Here is a 14,299-nt window from a genome sequence, read left to right as displayed (position 1 = left end):
GGGCTGTGAGGCCCCGCTTTGCTAATCAGCGCGGAAAGCGCTGGTTTTCTTCCAGCACGTTCAGGTCCATGTGGTTGCGCATATAGCGCTCGGACGCCTTTTGCAGCGGCTGGTAGTCCCATGGATAGTAGGCGCCGTTGCGCAACGCCGGATAGACGACGTGGCGACGCGCCTGACTGGCCCGGACGTCGGCATCGTAGCGTTCCAGATTCCAGCGTTTTTCAGCTTTGGCCAGAAGGTCGTCCAGAGCGGTTTTGAATTCCGGCAGTTCCGCCAGATTGCGCAGCTCGTCGGGATCGTCGGCAAGGTTGAACAATTGTGGCGGGTCGGCGCGGCACAGGTTGAGCTTCCAGTCGCCATCCCGCAGCGAGATCATTGGCGCAATGGTGCCTTCGGCTGCATATTCCATAGGCACCGCCCCGCGCTCCGCGCCAGAGGCAACATCTGTCAGTGAAACGCCGTCGGTCCACGGCATGATGCCCTTGAGGTCGATCCCGGCAAGGTCGGCCAGTGTCGGCAGAACGTCGAGCGTCGAGACGGGCGCATCCACGCGGCCAGCCCGCAATTGCGGGGCCGCAATCATCAACGGGACGCGAGCGGAGCCATCGAAGAAGCTCATCTTGAACCACAAGCCGCGTTCGCCAAGCATATCGCCGTGATCGGAAGTGAAGACGACAATCGTGTCTTCCGCCATGCCGCAGCGTTCGACGACATCGAGCAGGGCGCCGATCTTGTCATCCACATAGGAGATATTGGCGAAATAGGCCTGACGTGCCGTGCGAACCTGCTCGCGGGTCAGATCGTAGTCCTCGGCCTTGCAGGCCCGTAACAGGCGTTCGGTGTGCGGGTCGATCTCGCTTTCAGCCAGCGGTCCGATTTTCGGATCAAGTTCGGGAATGTCCGCATAGAGATCGAAGAAGCGCTTGCGCGCTACGTAAGGGTCATGTGGGTGGGTAAAGCTGACAGTCAGACACCATGGCCGCTCGTCGTGGCCGCGCGCCAGATCATAGAGCTTCGCTTCGGCCTGATAGGCAACTTCATCGTCATATTCGAGCTGGTTGGTGATTTCGGCGGAACCCGCTCCGGTGATCGAACCGAGATTGTGATACCACCAGTCGATACGTTCACCGGGCTTGCGATAATCCGGCGTCCAGCCGAAATCTGCCGGGTAGATGTCGGTGGTGAGCCGCTGCTCGAAACCGTGCAGCTGATCCGGACCGACGAAATGCATCTTGCCGGAAAGCGCCGTCTGGTAGCCAGCGTTGCGAAGGTGATGCGCATAGGTTGGGATTTCAGACGAAAACTCCGCCGCATTGTCATAGACGCCAGTTCGAAACGGCAACTGGCCCGACATGAACGACGCACGCGCCGGGGCGCAAAGAGGGCTTGCCGTGTAGCAGTTGGCAAAACGTGCGGAACGTTCGGCAAGCTTTCTCAGATTGGGAACATGCAGGAATTCGGCCGGGCCGTCCGGAAAGAACGTGCCGTTCAGCTGATCGACCATGAGGATGAGGATATTCGGCTTTTTCATTGTGCGGGACCGTTGGCAAGTGTGGGAACGCGAAACGGCGGGCGCTGAAACGCCCGCCTGCAAAGTGCGTGTTGTTCTCGGTTAAAGACCGAGGTTTGCCTTGACGGCTTCCGCGCCCGGTTCGCCCTTGAAGGTGGTGACGCCCGCAAGCCATTTGTCGATCTGGTCCGGATGCGCCTTCAGCCATTCCTTGGCGGCTGCAGGCCCTTCCGCACCTTCATCGAGAATCTTGCCCATCAGCTCATTCTCGATATCGACAGTGAAAGTGAGGTTCTTGAAGAACGTTGCGGCATTGGGGCATTGTGCGGCCCAGCCGGTGCGGCCAAGCGTGTAGACTTCCGCGCCGCCGAAATTCGGGCCGAAATAGTCATCGCCACCCGCCAGATATTCTATCTTGAGCTTGTTGTTCATCGGGTGCGGCGCCCAGGCCAGAAACACGACCCATGCCTTATCCTTGTTCTTGCGATCCACCTGCGCGAGCATGGCCTGCTCGCTCGATTCCACCAGCTTCCAGCCGTCGAGCTTGAACTTGTGGTCCTCGATGATTTTCTGGATGTTCTGGTTGGCAGGTGCACCCGGCTCGATGCCGTAGATTTCCTTGCCAAATTTGTCCGCATGGGCGGCGAGGTCGGCAAAGTCCTTCACGCCTTCGCTTGCCACATAATCCGGCACGGCCAGCGTGAACTTTGCCCCTTCGAGGTTTTTCACGATGACTTCGGCGGCTTTCGCCTTGTCGAGATCGTCACGGAACTTCTGTTGTGCGGGCATCCAGTTGCCGAGGAAAACGTCAAGATTGCCAGTCTTGAGCGCCTCATAGCCGATGGGCACGGACATGGTTTTTACATCGGGCTTATAGCCGAGACCTTCCAGCAGCACGCTTGCGACGGAGTTGGTGGAGGTGATGTCGGTCCAGCCCGGATCGGACAGCCGGATGGTTTCGCAAGCGGCGGGATCGGCAGCAGAAGCCGCTCCTGAAAGCCCCGCCAGTGCCGTGAACGCCAGTGCCGCAATCTTCAAGTAGCGCATTTTGTGACCCCTCCTATAGATTAAGACCAGTTATGTCTTATGTTTCTACTTTAAGGAGAACATCATTTAGGCTAAGGAAAAACCCATTCATTTTTTATCGAAGCTATAGAAAGTATTTATGGTTTCTCCATCCTGGGACCTTGGCAGCCTTGGCGTTTTCGAAGCGGTGGGACGATTGGAAAATCTGACCCTTGCAGCGCGTGAACTCGGCATGACGCAACCGGCGGTCAGCTATCAAATAAAACGTATCGAGGAGCGTCTGGGCGTTGCGCTGTTCGCCCGGCGGGCGCGCGGCGTTGAGATATTACCCGAAGGCCGCATTCTTTATGAGGCAGTGCGCTCCGGTCTCGATGGAATCGATGAGGCGGTGCAGCAGATCAAACGCCGTCAGCGCGCGCCGGGACTGCGGATCGCGACCGACTATGGCTTCGCGACATTCTGGCTGATGCCGCGTGTCGCGCAGTTTCGCCCGAAACATCCGGAGGTGGATGTGCGCATCACGGCATCATCCATGCTTCAGCCACTCGACCGGCGTGACGCGGATATTTCGGTCCTTTTCGGCGGTCGCGAGGATTTCCCGAAGGACGCTATCGCCTTCATCGGTGAAAAAGTCGTGCCGGTCTGTTCGCCAACCTATCTTGCCGAGCATGGCCCGTTTCCGGATGGGAAACGGCTTGGCGCCGCTTCACTGCTGCATCTGGATACGCTGCAGGGTGATCGCTGGTTCACATGGCAGTCATGGCTCGATGCTATCGGTGAGGACATCGAGGACGGCAATTACGGGCTGGTCTTCAACACCTATAATCTGGTGATCGAGGCAGCCATTGCCGATCAGGGGGTGGCGCTTGGCTGGGCGGGGCTGATCGACGGGGCCGTGCAGCGCGGGCAGCTTGTCCATGCTTGCGAGGTGTCGCAGACGAGCGACAAGGGTTATTGGCTGGTCTTCAATCCGGATATTTCTGCGGGCGCGCGCAAGCTCGCACTGGAATTGCTGCAAGCAGCAGACGAAAGCTGATATTGTAAGAAAGCAGTCGCGATCCTACTTTTGCACATCATTCAATATCTGACGCGCTTGCCAAAAGCGCGCGGTTTTTTAAGAGGTGTCGATATGATTACCTGGAACCGGATCGATGAAACGAATTGAACTTCTGATCGAAAATATCATTCTGGCGTCACGCTGGCTGCTGGTTGTCTTCTATCTCGGCCTCGCCGTTGCGCTGGCGATCTATGCTGTATCCTTCGTGGGCAAGCTGTTCGATTTTGCAACGAAAGTTACCGCGCTGAATGATACCGACACGATCCTGAAAGTCCTCGGGCTCATCGACGCGGCGTTGATTGCGAGCCTCGTGGTGATGGTCATCATTTCGGGCTATGAGAATTTCGTCAGCCGCTTCGATCAGGCTGGCGACGAGGTGCACTGGCTTGGCACCATCGATGCGGGCTCGCTCAAGATCAAGGTTGCCTCGACCATCGTGGCGATCTCGTCGATTCATCTGCTGCAGATATTCCTCAACGCCACCACCTACACGTCAAACCAGTTGCTGTGGTTCACCATCATCCATCTGGCATTCGTGTTTTCGGCGCTGTTCCTCGCCTATATCGACAAGCTCACGGCCAAGGATAAAGGCGGGGCTAAAGGCAAGGGCAAGATCGAGCCGAATATCTGATGCTCTCGGATATAATTCATTGAAAAGACCCGGCTTTTGCCGGGCCTTTTGTTTTGAAAGACGAATGCAGTAAAGTTGGTTTCAATCAATGTGAAGAAGCTGCCGACATGCATTGCTGGCAGCGGTGTGGCTCCATTTCAACCTTGTGCTAGACTGACCTTCTTTGAGAGGAAGGGCTGACCATGACACGTCTGACGGCGAAGGATTTCCCGCAAGAACTTCTCGAACTCTACGATTTCTATGCCCATGGCCGGATAACCAAACGAGAGTTTCTGGACAAGGCTGCAAAGTTTGCGGTCGGCACCATGACGGCCACAACCATACTGGCCTCGCTCAGTCCCGATTATGCGATGGCGCAACAGGTCGAATTCACCGATCCCGACATCCATCCCGAATACATCACCTATCCGTCACCGGAAGGAAACGGTGAGGTTCGAGCCTATCTGGTGCGACCGGCCAAGCTGCAGGGCAAGCTGCCCGCCGTCGTGGTCGTGCACGAAAATCGCGGACTGAACCCGTATATCGAAGACGTCGCCCGCCGGGTCGCAAAGGCCGGTTTCATCGCACTCGCGCCCGACGGTCTCACTTCGGTTGGTGGCTATCCCGGCAATGACGATAAGGGCCGCGAATTACAGCAGCAGGTCGACCCGACCAAGCTGATGAACGACTTCTTTGCGGCGGTCGATTTCATGATGAAAAGCGATCTGACGACCGGAAAGGTCGGCATTACCGGCTTCTGCTATGGCGGTGGTGTTGCCAATGCGGCGGCGGTCGCCTTTCCGGAACTCGCAGCCGCTGTGCCTTTCTATGGCAGGCAGGCTCCGGCGGATGAAGTGCCGCGCATCAAGGCGCCTATCCTGTTGCACTATGCCGAACTGGATACCCGCATCAATGAGGGCTGGCCCGCTTATGAGGAAGCGTTGAAAAAGAACGGCAAGACCTACGAGGCTTACATCTATCCGGGCGTCAATCATGGCTTCCACAACGATTCCACACCGCGCTACGACGAAGCGGCGGCGAAGCTCGCATGGGATCGGACAATCGAATGGTTCAAGCGCTATCTGGCCTGAAGTTAGAGCATGTCTCCCGAAAGTGAGAACCGGTTTCGGGATGAAGACATGCGTGAAAACAAACAGATAGGGCGCCGATCTGATGCAATCAGATCGAAACGCGCTCTAGGCCTTCGCTTTCAGGGCCTTGAAGACGTTGACGGCTATCACGACGACAATACCGATTAGAACCGCAAGTACAGCCTGTAGGAAGGAGGTGGCGATCCATTCGAAGGCGGCTGCAAACCGGGTGCCCTCGGTCGGCAGGTGCGAGACGATGGAATGGATGAAGGCTTCAACGCTATGGATGCCGATGGAATCCAGCCCATGTACGATGATGCTGCCGCCGACCCAAAGCATGGCGATGGTGCCGACAGTGCTCAGAACCTTCAATATGATGGGCATGCCCGCGACCAGCCCCTTGCCGAGTTGCCTGCCGAAAGCCGTGTGACTGTTGCGCACGAGCGAGACGCCCATATCGTCGAGCTTCACGATGATGCCGACCACGCCATAAACGGCGAAGGTGATCAATATGCCGACTGCGGCGAGGATGGCCGCCTGCGTATAAATGCTCGACGGAGCCAGGCCCGCCAGCGTCAGCGCCATGATTTCCGCCGACAGGATGAAGTCCGTGCGGATCGCACCGCTGACGGTTGTTTCCTCGATCTCCTTGGCAGTCGTGCCCTTGGTTTCCTCATGTTCCTCTTCCTTGTGCGGGATGAAGAACTCCACCAGCTTTTCCGTTCCTTCAAAGGCCAGATAGACACCGCCGATCATCAGAAGCGGCATGATGAAGGATGGTGCGAAATAGCCGAGGATGAGCGCCAGCGGCAGCAGGACGATGAGCTTGTTGCGCAGCGATCCCTTGGTGATTTTCCAGATGACCGGCAATTCACGTTCCGGCTTCAGCCCCACAACATATTTCGGCGTGACGGCCGTATCATCAATTACGATGCCTGCTGCCTTGGCGCTGGCCTTTGCCGTCTGTCCTGCAACATCGTCGAGCGAAGCTGCCGCCATTTTCGCAATGGCTGCGACATCATCGAGAAGCGCGAACAAACCGGACGCCATGGGGAACCTTTTTATATTGCTGTTGCAGGTAGCTAAACTTTGAATGGGCAGTACGTCTAGATGGAAATCATCATTGCCTGCAACTGTATCTGAAATCGATACAATCTGTGCATGATTGTCAATGTTTCAATGATCATACTGATGGCTATATTGGCGGTAACACAACAGGAGAGATAGCCATGCTTAATCAGATCAAGGGCCTCCACCACGTGACCTCGCTTGCCGCCGATGCGCGCTCCAATAACCGCTTTTTCACCGATATTCTGGGACTGCGCCGCGTCAAGAAGACCGTCAATTTCGACGATCCGAGTGTCTATCATCTCTATTATGGTGATGAACTAGGCACGCCCGGCACTGTCATGACCTATTTTCCATTTCCCGGCATGCCGCGCGGTCGCGATGGTACGGGCGAGGTGGGGACGACGGTATTTGCCGTGCCGCAGGGTTCTCTTGGCTTCTGGAAGGATCGTTTCGAGCAATCCGCCGTCAAGATTGAATCCGGAGACGAGGCGTTCGGCGAAAAGCGTATCCATTTCCGTGGACCGGATGGCGACAGTTTTGCACTGGTTGAAGTGAAGGACGATCCGCGTGCGCCGTGGGCACATGAGGGGATTGATGCCGAGCACGCCATCCGTGGCTTTCATTCGGTCTCAATGCGGCTTCGCGACGAAGGCGCGACCTCGGAATTGCTGAAATATATGGGATACCAGAAGCTCGATGCGAAGGATGGTGTCACCCGGCTCATCATGCCGGAAGGCAATGGTGCGAGCGTCATCGATCTGGAAACCTTGCCAGCAGTTGGTCGCAACCAGCAGGGTGCCGGTTCCGTGCATCATGTGGCATTCGCTGTCGAAAACCGCGAGAAGCAGCTGGAGGTGCGCAAGGCGCTGATGGATACGGGCTATCACGTCACACCGGTCATCGACCGCGATTACTTCTGGGCGATCTATTTCCGCACGCCGGGCGGCGTGCTGTTCGAGGTGGCGACCAACGAACCCGGTTTCGACCGCGACGAGGATACGGCCCATCTCGGTGAAGCGCTGAAGCTGCCGGAGCAGCACCAGCATCTGCGTGGCTATCTCGAAGAGCATCTGGACAAGATCTGAAGACGTCGGGACAGGAGATCGAACATGACAACCCAAACCTATGAGCACCGGCTGAAGGCCGGTGCGAACGGAGCGCCGCTGTTCATCGTGTTTCACGGTACGGGCGGCGATGAAAACCAGTTTTTCGGTCTGGCGGAACAGCTTTTGCCGGAAGCGACCATCGTGTCGCCACGCGGTGATGTGTCGGAATATGGCGCTGCGCGCTTCTTCCGCCGCACAGGCGAGGGCGTCTACGATATGGAAGACCTCGCTCGCGCCACCGACAAGATGGCCGATTTCATCGCTGGCCTTGTGGCTCAGCACAAGCCATCCGAAGTGATCGGGCTCGGCTATTCCAATGGCGCCAATATCATGGCGAACCTGCTGATCGAGAAAGGTAGGGTGTTCGACAAGGCGGCACTTCTGCATCCGCTGGTGCCATTCAGGCCGAAGGACAATCCGGCGCTCGAAGGCGCGAAAATTCTGATGACTGCCGGGCGGATGGACCCGATCTGTCCGCCGGATCTGACAGAAGCGCTTGCACATTATTTCGAGCGCCAGAAAGCTGATGTCGAGCTGGTCTGGCATCCGGGCGGGCACGAGTTGCGCCAGACGGAACTGGCCGCCGTTCAGTCACTGCTCCAGAATTGAGCTCAAAGCCGCCGTTCAATTTTGGACGGCGGCATTATTGTTCTGGCTCTCTTGTAAAAAACAATATACATTATATTTAATTGTATATTGAAAGTGGGGTGCTATGATGGATGCGATTTCGGGCCGAGTGCCAGCCCATGAAAACAAGATGACGCGCACGGAAATGGAGGGGCGGGCAACCGAGGTTGCCGAACTCCTCAAGACGCTGTCGCATCCGGCGCGGCTTATGCTGGCCTGCACGCTTGCAGAACGGGAATATTCGGTTGGAGAGCTGGAGGAAGCGCTTGGCATTCACCAGCCGACGTTGTCGCAACAGCTGGGCGTGCTGCGCGAAGCGGGCATTGTCGAAACCCGTCGCGAAGCGAAGCAGATTTTCTACCGGCTGACGGAAGCCAAGGCCGCACAACTCATCGAGGCGCTTTACGGCATTTTTTGCGCACCGGAGGAACGGGCATGATCACAACCTATCTGCAATCATTGGCAGGCGGCATGTTGCTCGGTCTTTCCGCAGTCCTGCTGCTCGTCTTCAATGGGCGCATCGCCGGGATCAGTGGCATCGTCGGGCGGCTTCTGGGTGGCAAACAGATTCCAGCCAATGCGGTCTTTGTCGTCGGCCTCGTTCTGGGGCCGATTATCTATGCGGCGATTTATGGTTCATTTCCCCCGGTCACGATGGCTATGTCCTGGCCCGTCATCGTCGTGGCAGGACTTCTGGTCGGCATCGGAACGCGGATGGGATCGGGCTGCACATCCGGTCATGGCATCCTCGGCATGGCGCGGTTTTCCAGGCGTTCGATAGCCGCAACGCTCACCTTTCTTGTAACCGGCATTGTGGTGGCCAGCATTTCGGGAGCATTGCTATGAAACAGTCGGCATATGCGCGTCTGGCCATGACGCTGCTTGCGGGCGCGATCTTTGGTTTTGGCCTGTCGCTGTCGGGCATGATCGATCCATCGCGGGTGACGGGCTTCCTGAATGTTACCAGCGGCCATTGGGACTCGAGCCTTGCCTTCGTGCTGGGCGGTGCCCTCCTGGTGGCTATCCCCGGCGTGATGTTGCAGCGGCGTATGGCGCGGCCGGTGCTGGACCAGTCTTTCCATTTGCCGGAGAATACTGAGATCGACCGTCGGTTGATTACCGGTTCTGCCATCTTCGGCGCGGGTTGGGGGCTGGCAGGCTTTTGTCCCGGCCCTGTCGTGTCCGCACTGTCCATGGGGTTGCCGCAGGTATGGCTCTTCGTTGCGATGATGGTTTTGGGAATGATTTTCCACGATCGTATTATGACGAAGTATTCATAGGAAAATCATTCCGGGCGGCGAAATTCCGGACAAAAGGCAGTAGAAGCATTCAAATCTTGAACTCTTTGGTCAAATTACCCTTTTAATAGGGAGATGAATGAGTTAGGCACCCTCTGAACGATCTTGAGGGAACCGTGCCATGGCTGGATTGCTGAAACGTTTTGCCGGATATTATCGTCCGCATCGTGGGCTGTTCGCGCTGGATTTCACCAGCGCCGTGGCGTCCGGCCTGCTTGAGCTTGCCTTTCCGGTTGCCGTTACGCTTTTCATCGACAAGCTGTTGCCGACCGGCCAGCTTGGTGTGATCGCTATTGCTGCGGTCGGCTTGCTGGCCATTTACGTCGTCAATGCCTTCCTGCAGGTCATCGTGACCTATTGGGGGCATATGCTTGGTATCAAGATCGAGACAGAGATGCGCCGCAAGGCCTTCGATCATCTGCAGAAACTCTCCTTCGGCTTCTTCGATAATCAGAAGACCGGCCATCTTGTGGCGCGGCTGACCAAGGATCTGGAAGAGATCGGCGAAGTGGCGCATCACGGGCCGGAAGATGTCTTCATCGCGATCATGACCGTGATCGGCGCCTTCATCCTGATGCTGTGGGTGCATCCGCAGCTTGCGCTGATTACCGCCGTCATCGTACCGCTGTCGGCCTATGTCACCGCCCGCTATGGCGGACGCATGACGCACACATGGCACGCGCTTTACCGGCGCGTCGGTGATTTCAACGCGCGTATCGAGGAGAATGTCGGCGGCATCCGTGTCGTTCAGGCCTTCACGAACGAAGATCATGAACGCCAGCTTTTCGCGGAGAGCAACGACAAGTATCTCACCACCAAGCTCGCCGCCTACAAGATCATGGCCGCGTCGATGTCTCTGTCCTATCTGTCGATGCGCTTTGTGCAGGTCGTGGTGATGCTGGCGGGCGCATGGTTCGTGGTGCGCGGCGAACTGACGGCTGGTGGATTTGTCGGCTTCCTGCTGCTGGTGAACGTGTTCTTCCGCCCGATTGAAAAGATCAATTCGGTCATCGAAACATATCCGAAGGGCATTGCCGGTTTTCAGCGTTATACGGAATTTCTCGATACGCGCCCGGATATTGCAGACCGCCCCGGTGCGCAGTCCGTTGCACGTCTGACCGGCGATATCGAATATCGCGATGTCAGTTTCGGCTATAGTACCGAGCGCCCCATTGTCGATGGTCTCGATATTTCCATTCGTGCTGGTGAAACGATTGCCTTTGTTGGTCCTTCAGGTGCGGGCAAGACGACGATCTGCTCGCTGCTGCCGCGCTTCTATGATGTGACGAAGGGCGCGATTCTTGCCGACGGCAGCGACATTCGCGATATGACCCTGAAGTCTCTGCGGTCGAATATCGGTATTGTCAGTCAGGATGTGTTCCTGTTCGCCGGAACGATCCGGGAAAACATCGCTTATGGCCGTCTCGATGCGACCGACGCGGAAATCGTCGATGCTGCGCGCCGCGCGCGACTTGATGGCGTGATTGCCAATCTGCCGGAAGGCTACGACACCGTCATTGGCGAGCGCGGCGTAAAACTTTCCGGCGGGCAGAAGCAGCGCATGGCCATTGCGCGCATATTCCTGAAAAACCCGCCGATCCTGATCCTCGATGAGGCGACCTCCGCACTCGATACGGAAACCGAACGTGCCATCCAGCAATCGCTCGCCGAGCTTTCGCGGGGGCGCACGACGCTGGTGATCGCACATCGCCTTGCAACCATCGTCAATGCCGACCGCATTCTGGTGGTGGAAGGCGGGCGGATTGCCGAACAGGGAAGTCATGCCGAGCTTCTGGCCATGAAGGACGGACGCTACAAGCGCCTGCATATTGCGCAGGCCGGGCTGGATCAGGGGCATTATTCAGCGGCGGAATAGGCTGATCTGCATATCAGGATACGCTTAATAAAGGCGGCCTTTGGCCGTCTTTTTTATTGTCTGACAACGAGCGGAAGAGTTTCCTTTGATATCTGATGTATCAGATATTGACATATCAGATTCGCTGTTTCAGGATCGGAGCGTGAATTCAGTGACAAACAGGTGTTGCCTTGGGTGATAACGTTTCCCCCCTTTCTCCGATCAAGGTGAAGAGCCTCAGAGACCATGTGCATGACAATCTGCGGGAGGCGATTATTTCCGGGCGGATCAAGTCCGGCGAAAAGCTGAATGAGAGGCAGCTGGCATCCGATCTGGGCATCAGCACGAGCCCTTTGAAAGAAGCGCTGCGCCAGCTGGAAGGAGAAGGGCTGGTGCGCACGGAGGCCCGTCGTGGAACGTTCGTGTCGTTCAATGCGCGGCAGGCCGAAGAGATGACGCTCGCTCGTGCCGCGCTTGAAAGCATCATTGCGCGGCAGGCGGCCAAGCATGGCGGCGAGGAGGCGTTCGGCTTTCTTCGCGCGGTGATTGAAGAAATGCGGGCGGCGGTCGAGGCAGGCAATGTCGATCAGCTGATCGAGCTGAACGAGAAGTTCCACGACGGCATCCATGAGGCATCGGGATGTGAATATCTGCGCCGGTTGCAAAATGCACAGCGCATGTACGACCACGCCGCAAGGGTGACTGTTCTGTCGCGCGAGGATGTGCGTCGGCAGTCCTTCAACGAGCACGAAGCAATCATGAAGGCAATTACGGCACGTAACGGCGATCTGGCTGAGCGTCTGATGCGCGAACACATCGTGAAAGCGGGAGACACGCATATCGAACTGGTCTTCTGACCAGTACATTGGGAGGAAATAATGGATCTAGCGGAATACCGCCGGGTGCTTCGGGGCATTTCGGGTGTGCACGCGACTGCCTATGATACAGATGGTGAAATCGATGACGCGCTGACGGCGAAAATTGTCGAGCGGATCGCCGGCGCCGGTGTGCATAATATCGTTACCGGCGGCAATACGGGCGAGTTCTACAGCATGACTGTGGATGAGGTCATCCGCTTGCAGGCTATCGCGGTGAAAGCGGCAAATGGCAAGGCTGCTGTGACAGCCGCAGCCGGCCGTTCCGTGCGTGATGCGATCAGGATTTCACAAGCAGCACAAGCCGAAGGTGCCGATGGCGTGATGATCCATCATCCGCTTGATCCCTTTGCGGCGCCGCATGCGCAGGTGGATTATTTCATCGCGATTGCCGAAGCCATAGACTTGCCAATCGTTGCCTATATCCGTTCGGATCTGATTCCGCTCGATGAAATGGTGCGCCTTGCGACCCATGCCAAGGTCGCAGGCGTCAAGTTTGCATCGCAAAACACGATGCTTTTCTTCGAATGCTGTCGGGCGACAAAAGGCATGGATGCGACCTGGATCTGCGGCTTGGCGGAAAGCTGGGCCTTGCCTTTCTATGCCCTTGGTGGCCGCGGCTTTACCTCTGGCCTCGTGAATGTTGCACCGAAGCGTTCGCTGGCGGTCTGGAATGCGCTGGAAGCGGGAGATTTCGCAAAAGCGCGGGCGGTAGTCGAAAGCATTGCCGATTTCGAGACCATGCGCACCAAGTACCGTAATGGCGCGAACGTGACTGTTGTGAAGGAAGCGTTGCAAATTCAGGGGTTTGAGGTCGGAAAAGTGCGACTACCCGGATTGCCACAGCTTGAAGCGAATGATCGCGAGGTGCTCCAGACAATCGTCTCGGGCTGGGAGACTGATGGCATTGTCTGACAAATGAAACCCGGCCGTCCTGACAGGGAGAAGAGGGGCGCACCGGAAAACCAAAAAGTGGAGGAGAACATGAATAAGGGAATTTCACGTCGTACATTCATGGCGGGGGCCGGGATTGCGACCGGCATGGGTATCATGCTGCCGAAAGGCGTATGGGCACAGTCGGCGAAACTGCCGTCGTCGCCAGTAGCGCTCAACGTCATTGATGCCGCTGGCAATCTGGCCCTGACCCAACCGATCTTCGACAATTTCGCAGCCGAGCAGAAAGCGCTGGTTTCGCGCTTCACCTTCAACAAGGCACCGGCGCCGGAACTGCCGGGGAAAATCAAGGCGCAGCAGCGCGCCAACCGAATTGACATAGACATGGTGATCGTCGGGCCGGATGCGCTTTCCGCCGGACTTGCCGATGACATATGGACCGACATCATCGCGTTGCCGGATAACGGCTTGCCGAAGCTTCAGGATATCTATCTTGAACCAGCATGGCGTATGCAGGAAATGTCGAAGGGCAAGGGCGTTGTGGTTTCCTATTATCCATCTGGCCCCCTTCTTGAATATCACCCCGACAAGGTGAAGACACCGCCCAAGACCGCTGAAGAACTGCTGGCCTGGACGAAGGAAAACCCGAACAAGTTCATCTATGCTCGCCCGGCCAATTCCGGTCCGGGGCGCACCTTCCTGATGGGGCTTCCCTATCTTCTGGGTGATAGTGATCCGAAGGACCCGGTCAAGGGCTGGGACAAAACCTGGGCCTATCTGAAGGAACTGCACAAGAATATTGAATACTACCCGGCAGGTACGGGCGCGCTCATGAAGGAACTGGGCGAAGGCACGCGCGATATGACGGTGACCACCACTGGCTGGGACATCAATCCGCGTGCGCTCGGTGTGGTGCCGAAGGAAATGGGCGTCAGCAAGCTGGAAGGCTTCCACTGGGTTTGCGATGCGCATTACTTCGCCATTCCCAAGGGCGTGTCCGAGGAAAAAATCGCAGTGCTGATGGAGTTCATCAAGTTCTCGCTCAAGCCCGACCAGCAGGCCTATTCCTACGATGCCGGTTATTTCTATCCGGGTCCTGCTGTGAAGGACGTCACCATCGAAATGGCGCCGAAGGAAAGCCAGAACATCATCGCGGAGTTTGGCCGTCCGGAATATGCCGACTGGATTGCCAATAATCCGATCGAGCTGCCGCTCGAACCGGAGGCGCTGGTCGCTGCATTCCGCCGCTGGGACGAAGACGTCGCCGCTGGTTGATTGA

At 57.1% G+C, this 14,299-nt stretch carries 15 protein-coding genes; 12 read left to right on the top strand and 3 right to left on the bottom strand.

Going from position 1 to position 14,299, the window contains the following annotated elements:
• Positions 1 to 25: 25 nt before the first annotated feature.
• Positions 26 to 1,531 (bottom strand): choline-sulfatase, encoded by a 1,506-nt coding sequence (gene betC / locus FG152_RS14990; RefSeq protein ID WP_010658521.1) that lies wholly within the window; start codon positions 1,529 to 1,531, stop codon positions 26 to 28.
• Positions 1,532 to 1,612: 81 nt separating this feature from the next.
• A complete protein-coding gene (gene choX / locus FG152_RS14985; protein WP_010658522.1) occupies positions 1,613 to 2,557 on the bottom strand; it encodes a choline ABC transporter substrate-binding protein in 945 nt (314 codons plus the stop codon).
• A 118-nt stretch (positions 2,558 to 2,675) separates the two neighbouring features.
• On the opposite strand from choX, the gene FG152_RS14980 reads away from it, so the two are divergent.
• From FG152_RS14980 to yghX, 3 genes are all read left to right on the top strand, one after another.
• Positions 2,676 to 3,572 carry a LysR substrate-binding domain-containing protein gene (locus FG152_RS14980; RefSeq protein ID WP_010658523.1) on the top strand — a complete coding sequence of 299 codons (897 nt, stop codon included), beginning with the start codon at positions 2,676 to 2,678 and terminating at the stop codon, positions 3,570 to 3,572.
• Positions 3,573 to 3,687: 115 nt separating this feature from the next.
• A complete protein-coding gene (locus FG152_RS14975; RefSeq protein ID WP_010658524.1) occupies positions 3,688 to 4,224 on the top strand; it encodes a TIGR00645 family protein in 537 nt (178 codons plus the stop codon).
• Between the two features lie 182 nt (positions 4,225 to 4,406).
• Positions 4,407 to 5,294 carry a YghX family hydrolase gene (gene yghX / locus FG152_RS14970; protein WP_010658525.1) on the top strand — a complete coding sequence of 296 codons (888 nt, stop codon included), beginning with the start codon at positions 4,407 to 4,409 and terminating at the stop codon, positions 5,292 to 5,294.
• Positions 5,295 to 5,399: 105 nt separating this feature from the next.
• Here yghX and FG152_RS14965 read toward each other — a convergent pair whose 3' ends face one another.
• Complete coding sequence (locus FG152_RS14965) at positions 5,400 to 6,344, bottom strand: DUF808 domain-containing protein (RefSeq protein ID WP_010658526.1); 945 nt, start codon at positions 6,342 to 6,344, stop codon at positions 5,400 to 5,402.
• Positions 6,345 to 6,523: 179 nt separating this feature from the next.
• On the opposite strand from FG152_RS14965, the gene FG152_RS14960 reads away from it, so the two are divergent.
• From FG152_RS14960 to FG152_RS14920, 9 genes are all read left to right on the top strand, one after another.
• A complete protein-coding gene (locus FG152_RS14960; RefSeq protein WP_010658527.1) occupies positions 6,524 to 7,450 on the top strand; it encodes a VOC family protein in 927 nt (308 codons plus the stop codon).
• Positions 7,451 to 7,474: 24 nt separating this feature from the next.
• Entirely contained in the window at positions 7,475 to 8,080 is a 606-nt protein-coding gene (locus FG152_RS14955; protein WP_010658528.1) for an alpha/beta hydrolase, read from the top strand.
• 106 nt (positions 8,081 to 8,186) lie between these two features.
• Entirely contained in the window at positions 8,187 to 8,537 is a 351-nt protein-coding gene (bigR, locus tag FG152_RS14950) for a sulfite-sensing transcriptional repressor BigR (RefSeq protein ID WP_036563524.1), read from the top strand.
• The gene (locus tag FG152_RS14945) at positions 8,534 to 8,944 is read left to right on the top strand and encodes a YeeE/YedE family protein (protein ID WP_010658530.1); all 411 of its coding nucleotides are present in this window, start codon (positions 8,534 to 8,536) and stop codon (positions 8,942 to 8,944) included. Before bigR ends, FG152_RS14945 begins: the two co-directional genes overlap by 4 nt.
• Positions 8,941 to 9,378 carry a YeeE/YedE family protein gene (locus FG152_RS14940; protein WP_010658531.1) on the top strand — a complete coding sequence of 146 codons (438 nt, stop codon included), beginning with the start codon at positions 8,941 to 8,943 and terminating at the stop codon, positions 9,376 to 9,378. The genes FG152_RS14945 and FG152_RS14940 overlap by 4 nt, the downstream gene beginning before the upstream one ends.
• A gap of 139 nt (positions 9,379 to 9,517) precedes the next feature.
• On the top strand, positions 9,518 to 11,272 hold the full coding sequence (locus FG152_RS14935) for an ABC transporter ATP-binding protein (protein WP_010658532.1): 1,755 nt from the start codon (positions 9,518 to 9,520) through the stop codon (positions 11,270 to 11,272).
• A 227-nt stretch (positions 11,273 to 11,499) separates the two neighbouring features.
• Positions 11,500 to 12,108: a GntR family transcriptional regulator gene (locus FG152_RS14930; RefSeq protein WP_010658533.1), complete on the top strand. Its 609-nt coding sequence runs from the start codon at positions 11,500 to 11,502 to the stop codon at positions 12,106 to 12,108.
• A 21-nt stretch (positions 12,109 to 12,129) separates the two neighbouring features.
• Positions 12,130 to 13,041, top strand: coding sequence for a dihydrodipicolinate synthase family protein (locus FG152_RS14925; RefSeq protein ID WP_010658534.1), 912 nt, complete (start codon positions 12,130 to 12,132; stop codon positions 13,039 to 13,041).
• 99 nt (positions 13,042 to 13,140) lie between these two features.
• Entirely contained in the window at positions 13,141 to 14,295 is a 1,155-nt protein-coding gene (locus FG152_RS14920; RefSeq protein ID WP_043063088.1) for an extracellular solute-binding protein, read from the top strand.
• Positions 14,296 to 14,299 lie beyond the last annotated feature (4 nt).

Source organism: Ochrobactrum sp. XJ1 (assembly GCF_024701725.1).
Lineage (GTDB): Bacteria > Pseudomonadota > Alphaproteobacteria > Rhizobiales > Rhizobiaceae > Brucella > Brucella anthropi.
The sequence above is the reverse complement of the archived record's forward strand: the minus strand, read 5'-3'. Positions and strand labels throughout refer to the sequence as shown.

What these genes read in the sequence shown, in the direction of transcription:
- FG152_RS14940 (WP_010658531.1), top strand. Translation starts at nt 8,941, where the DNA reads ATGAAACAGTCGGCATATGCGCGTCTGGCCATGACGCTGCTTGCGGGC.
- betC (WP_010658521.1), bottom strand. Translation starts at nt 1,531, where the DNA reads ATGAAAAAGCCGAATATCCTCATCCTCATGGTCGATCAGCTGAACGGC.
- FG152_RS14965 (WP_010658526.1), bottom strand. Translation starts at nt 6,344, where the DNA reads ATGGCGTCCGGTTTGTTCGCGCTTCTCGATGATGTCGCAGCCATTGCG.
- yghX (WP_010658525.1), top strand. Translation starts at nt 4,407, where the DNA reads ATGACACGTCTGACGGCGAAGGATTTCCCGCAAGAACTTCTCGAACTC.
- choX (WP_010658522.1), bottom strand. Translation starts at nt 2,557, where the DNA reads ATGCGCTACTTGAAGATTGCGGCACTGGCGTTCACGGCACTGGCGGGG.
- FG152_RS14935 (WP_010658532.1), top strand. Translation starts at nt 9,518, where the DNA reads ATGGCTGGATTGCTGAAACGTTTTGCCGGATATTATCGTCCGCATCGT.
- FG152_RS14960 (WP_010658527.1), top strand. Translation starts at nt 6,524, where the DNA reads ATGCTTAATCAGATCAAGGGCCTCCACCACGTGACCTCGCTTGCCGCC.
- FG152_RS14925 (WP_010658534.1), top strand. Translation starts at nt 12,130, where the DNA reads ATGGATCTAGCGGAATACCGCCGGGTGCTTCGGGGCATTTCGGGTGTG.
- bigR (WP_036563524.1), top strand. Translation starts at nt 8,187, where the DNA reads ATGGATGCGATTTCGGGCCGAGTGCCAGCCCATGAAAACAAGATGACG.
- FG152_RS14975 (WP_010658524.1), top strand. Translation starts at nt 3,688, where the DNA reads ATGAAACGAATTGAACTTCTGATCGAAAATATCATTCTGGCGTCACGC.
- FG152_RS14980 (WP_010658523.1), top strand. Translation starts at nt 2,676, where the DNA reads ATGGTTTCTCCATCCTGGGACCTTGGCAGCCTTGGCGTTTTCGAAGCG.
- FG152_RS14955 (WP_010658528.1), top strand. Translation starts at nt 7,475, where the DNA reads ATGACAACCCAAACCTATGAGCACCGGCTGAAGGCCGGTGCGAACGGA.
- FG152_RS14945 (WP_010658530.1), top strand. Translation starts at nt 8,534, where the DNA reads ATGATCACAACCTATCTGCAATCATTGGCAGGCGGCATGTTGCTCGGT.
- FG152_RS14920 (WP_043063088.1), top strand. Translation starts at nt 13,141, where the DNA reads ATGGCGGGGGCCGGGATTGCGACCGGCATGGGTATCATGCTGCCGAAA.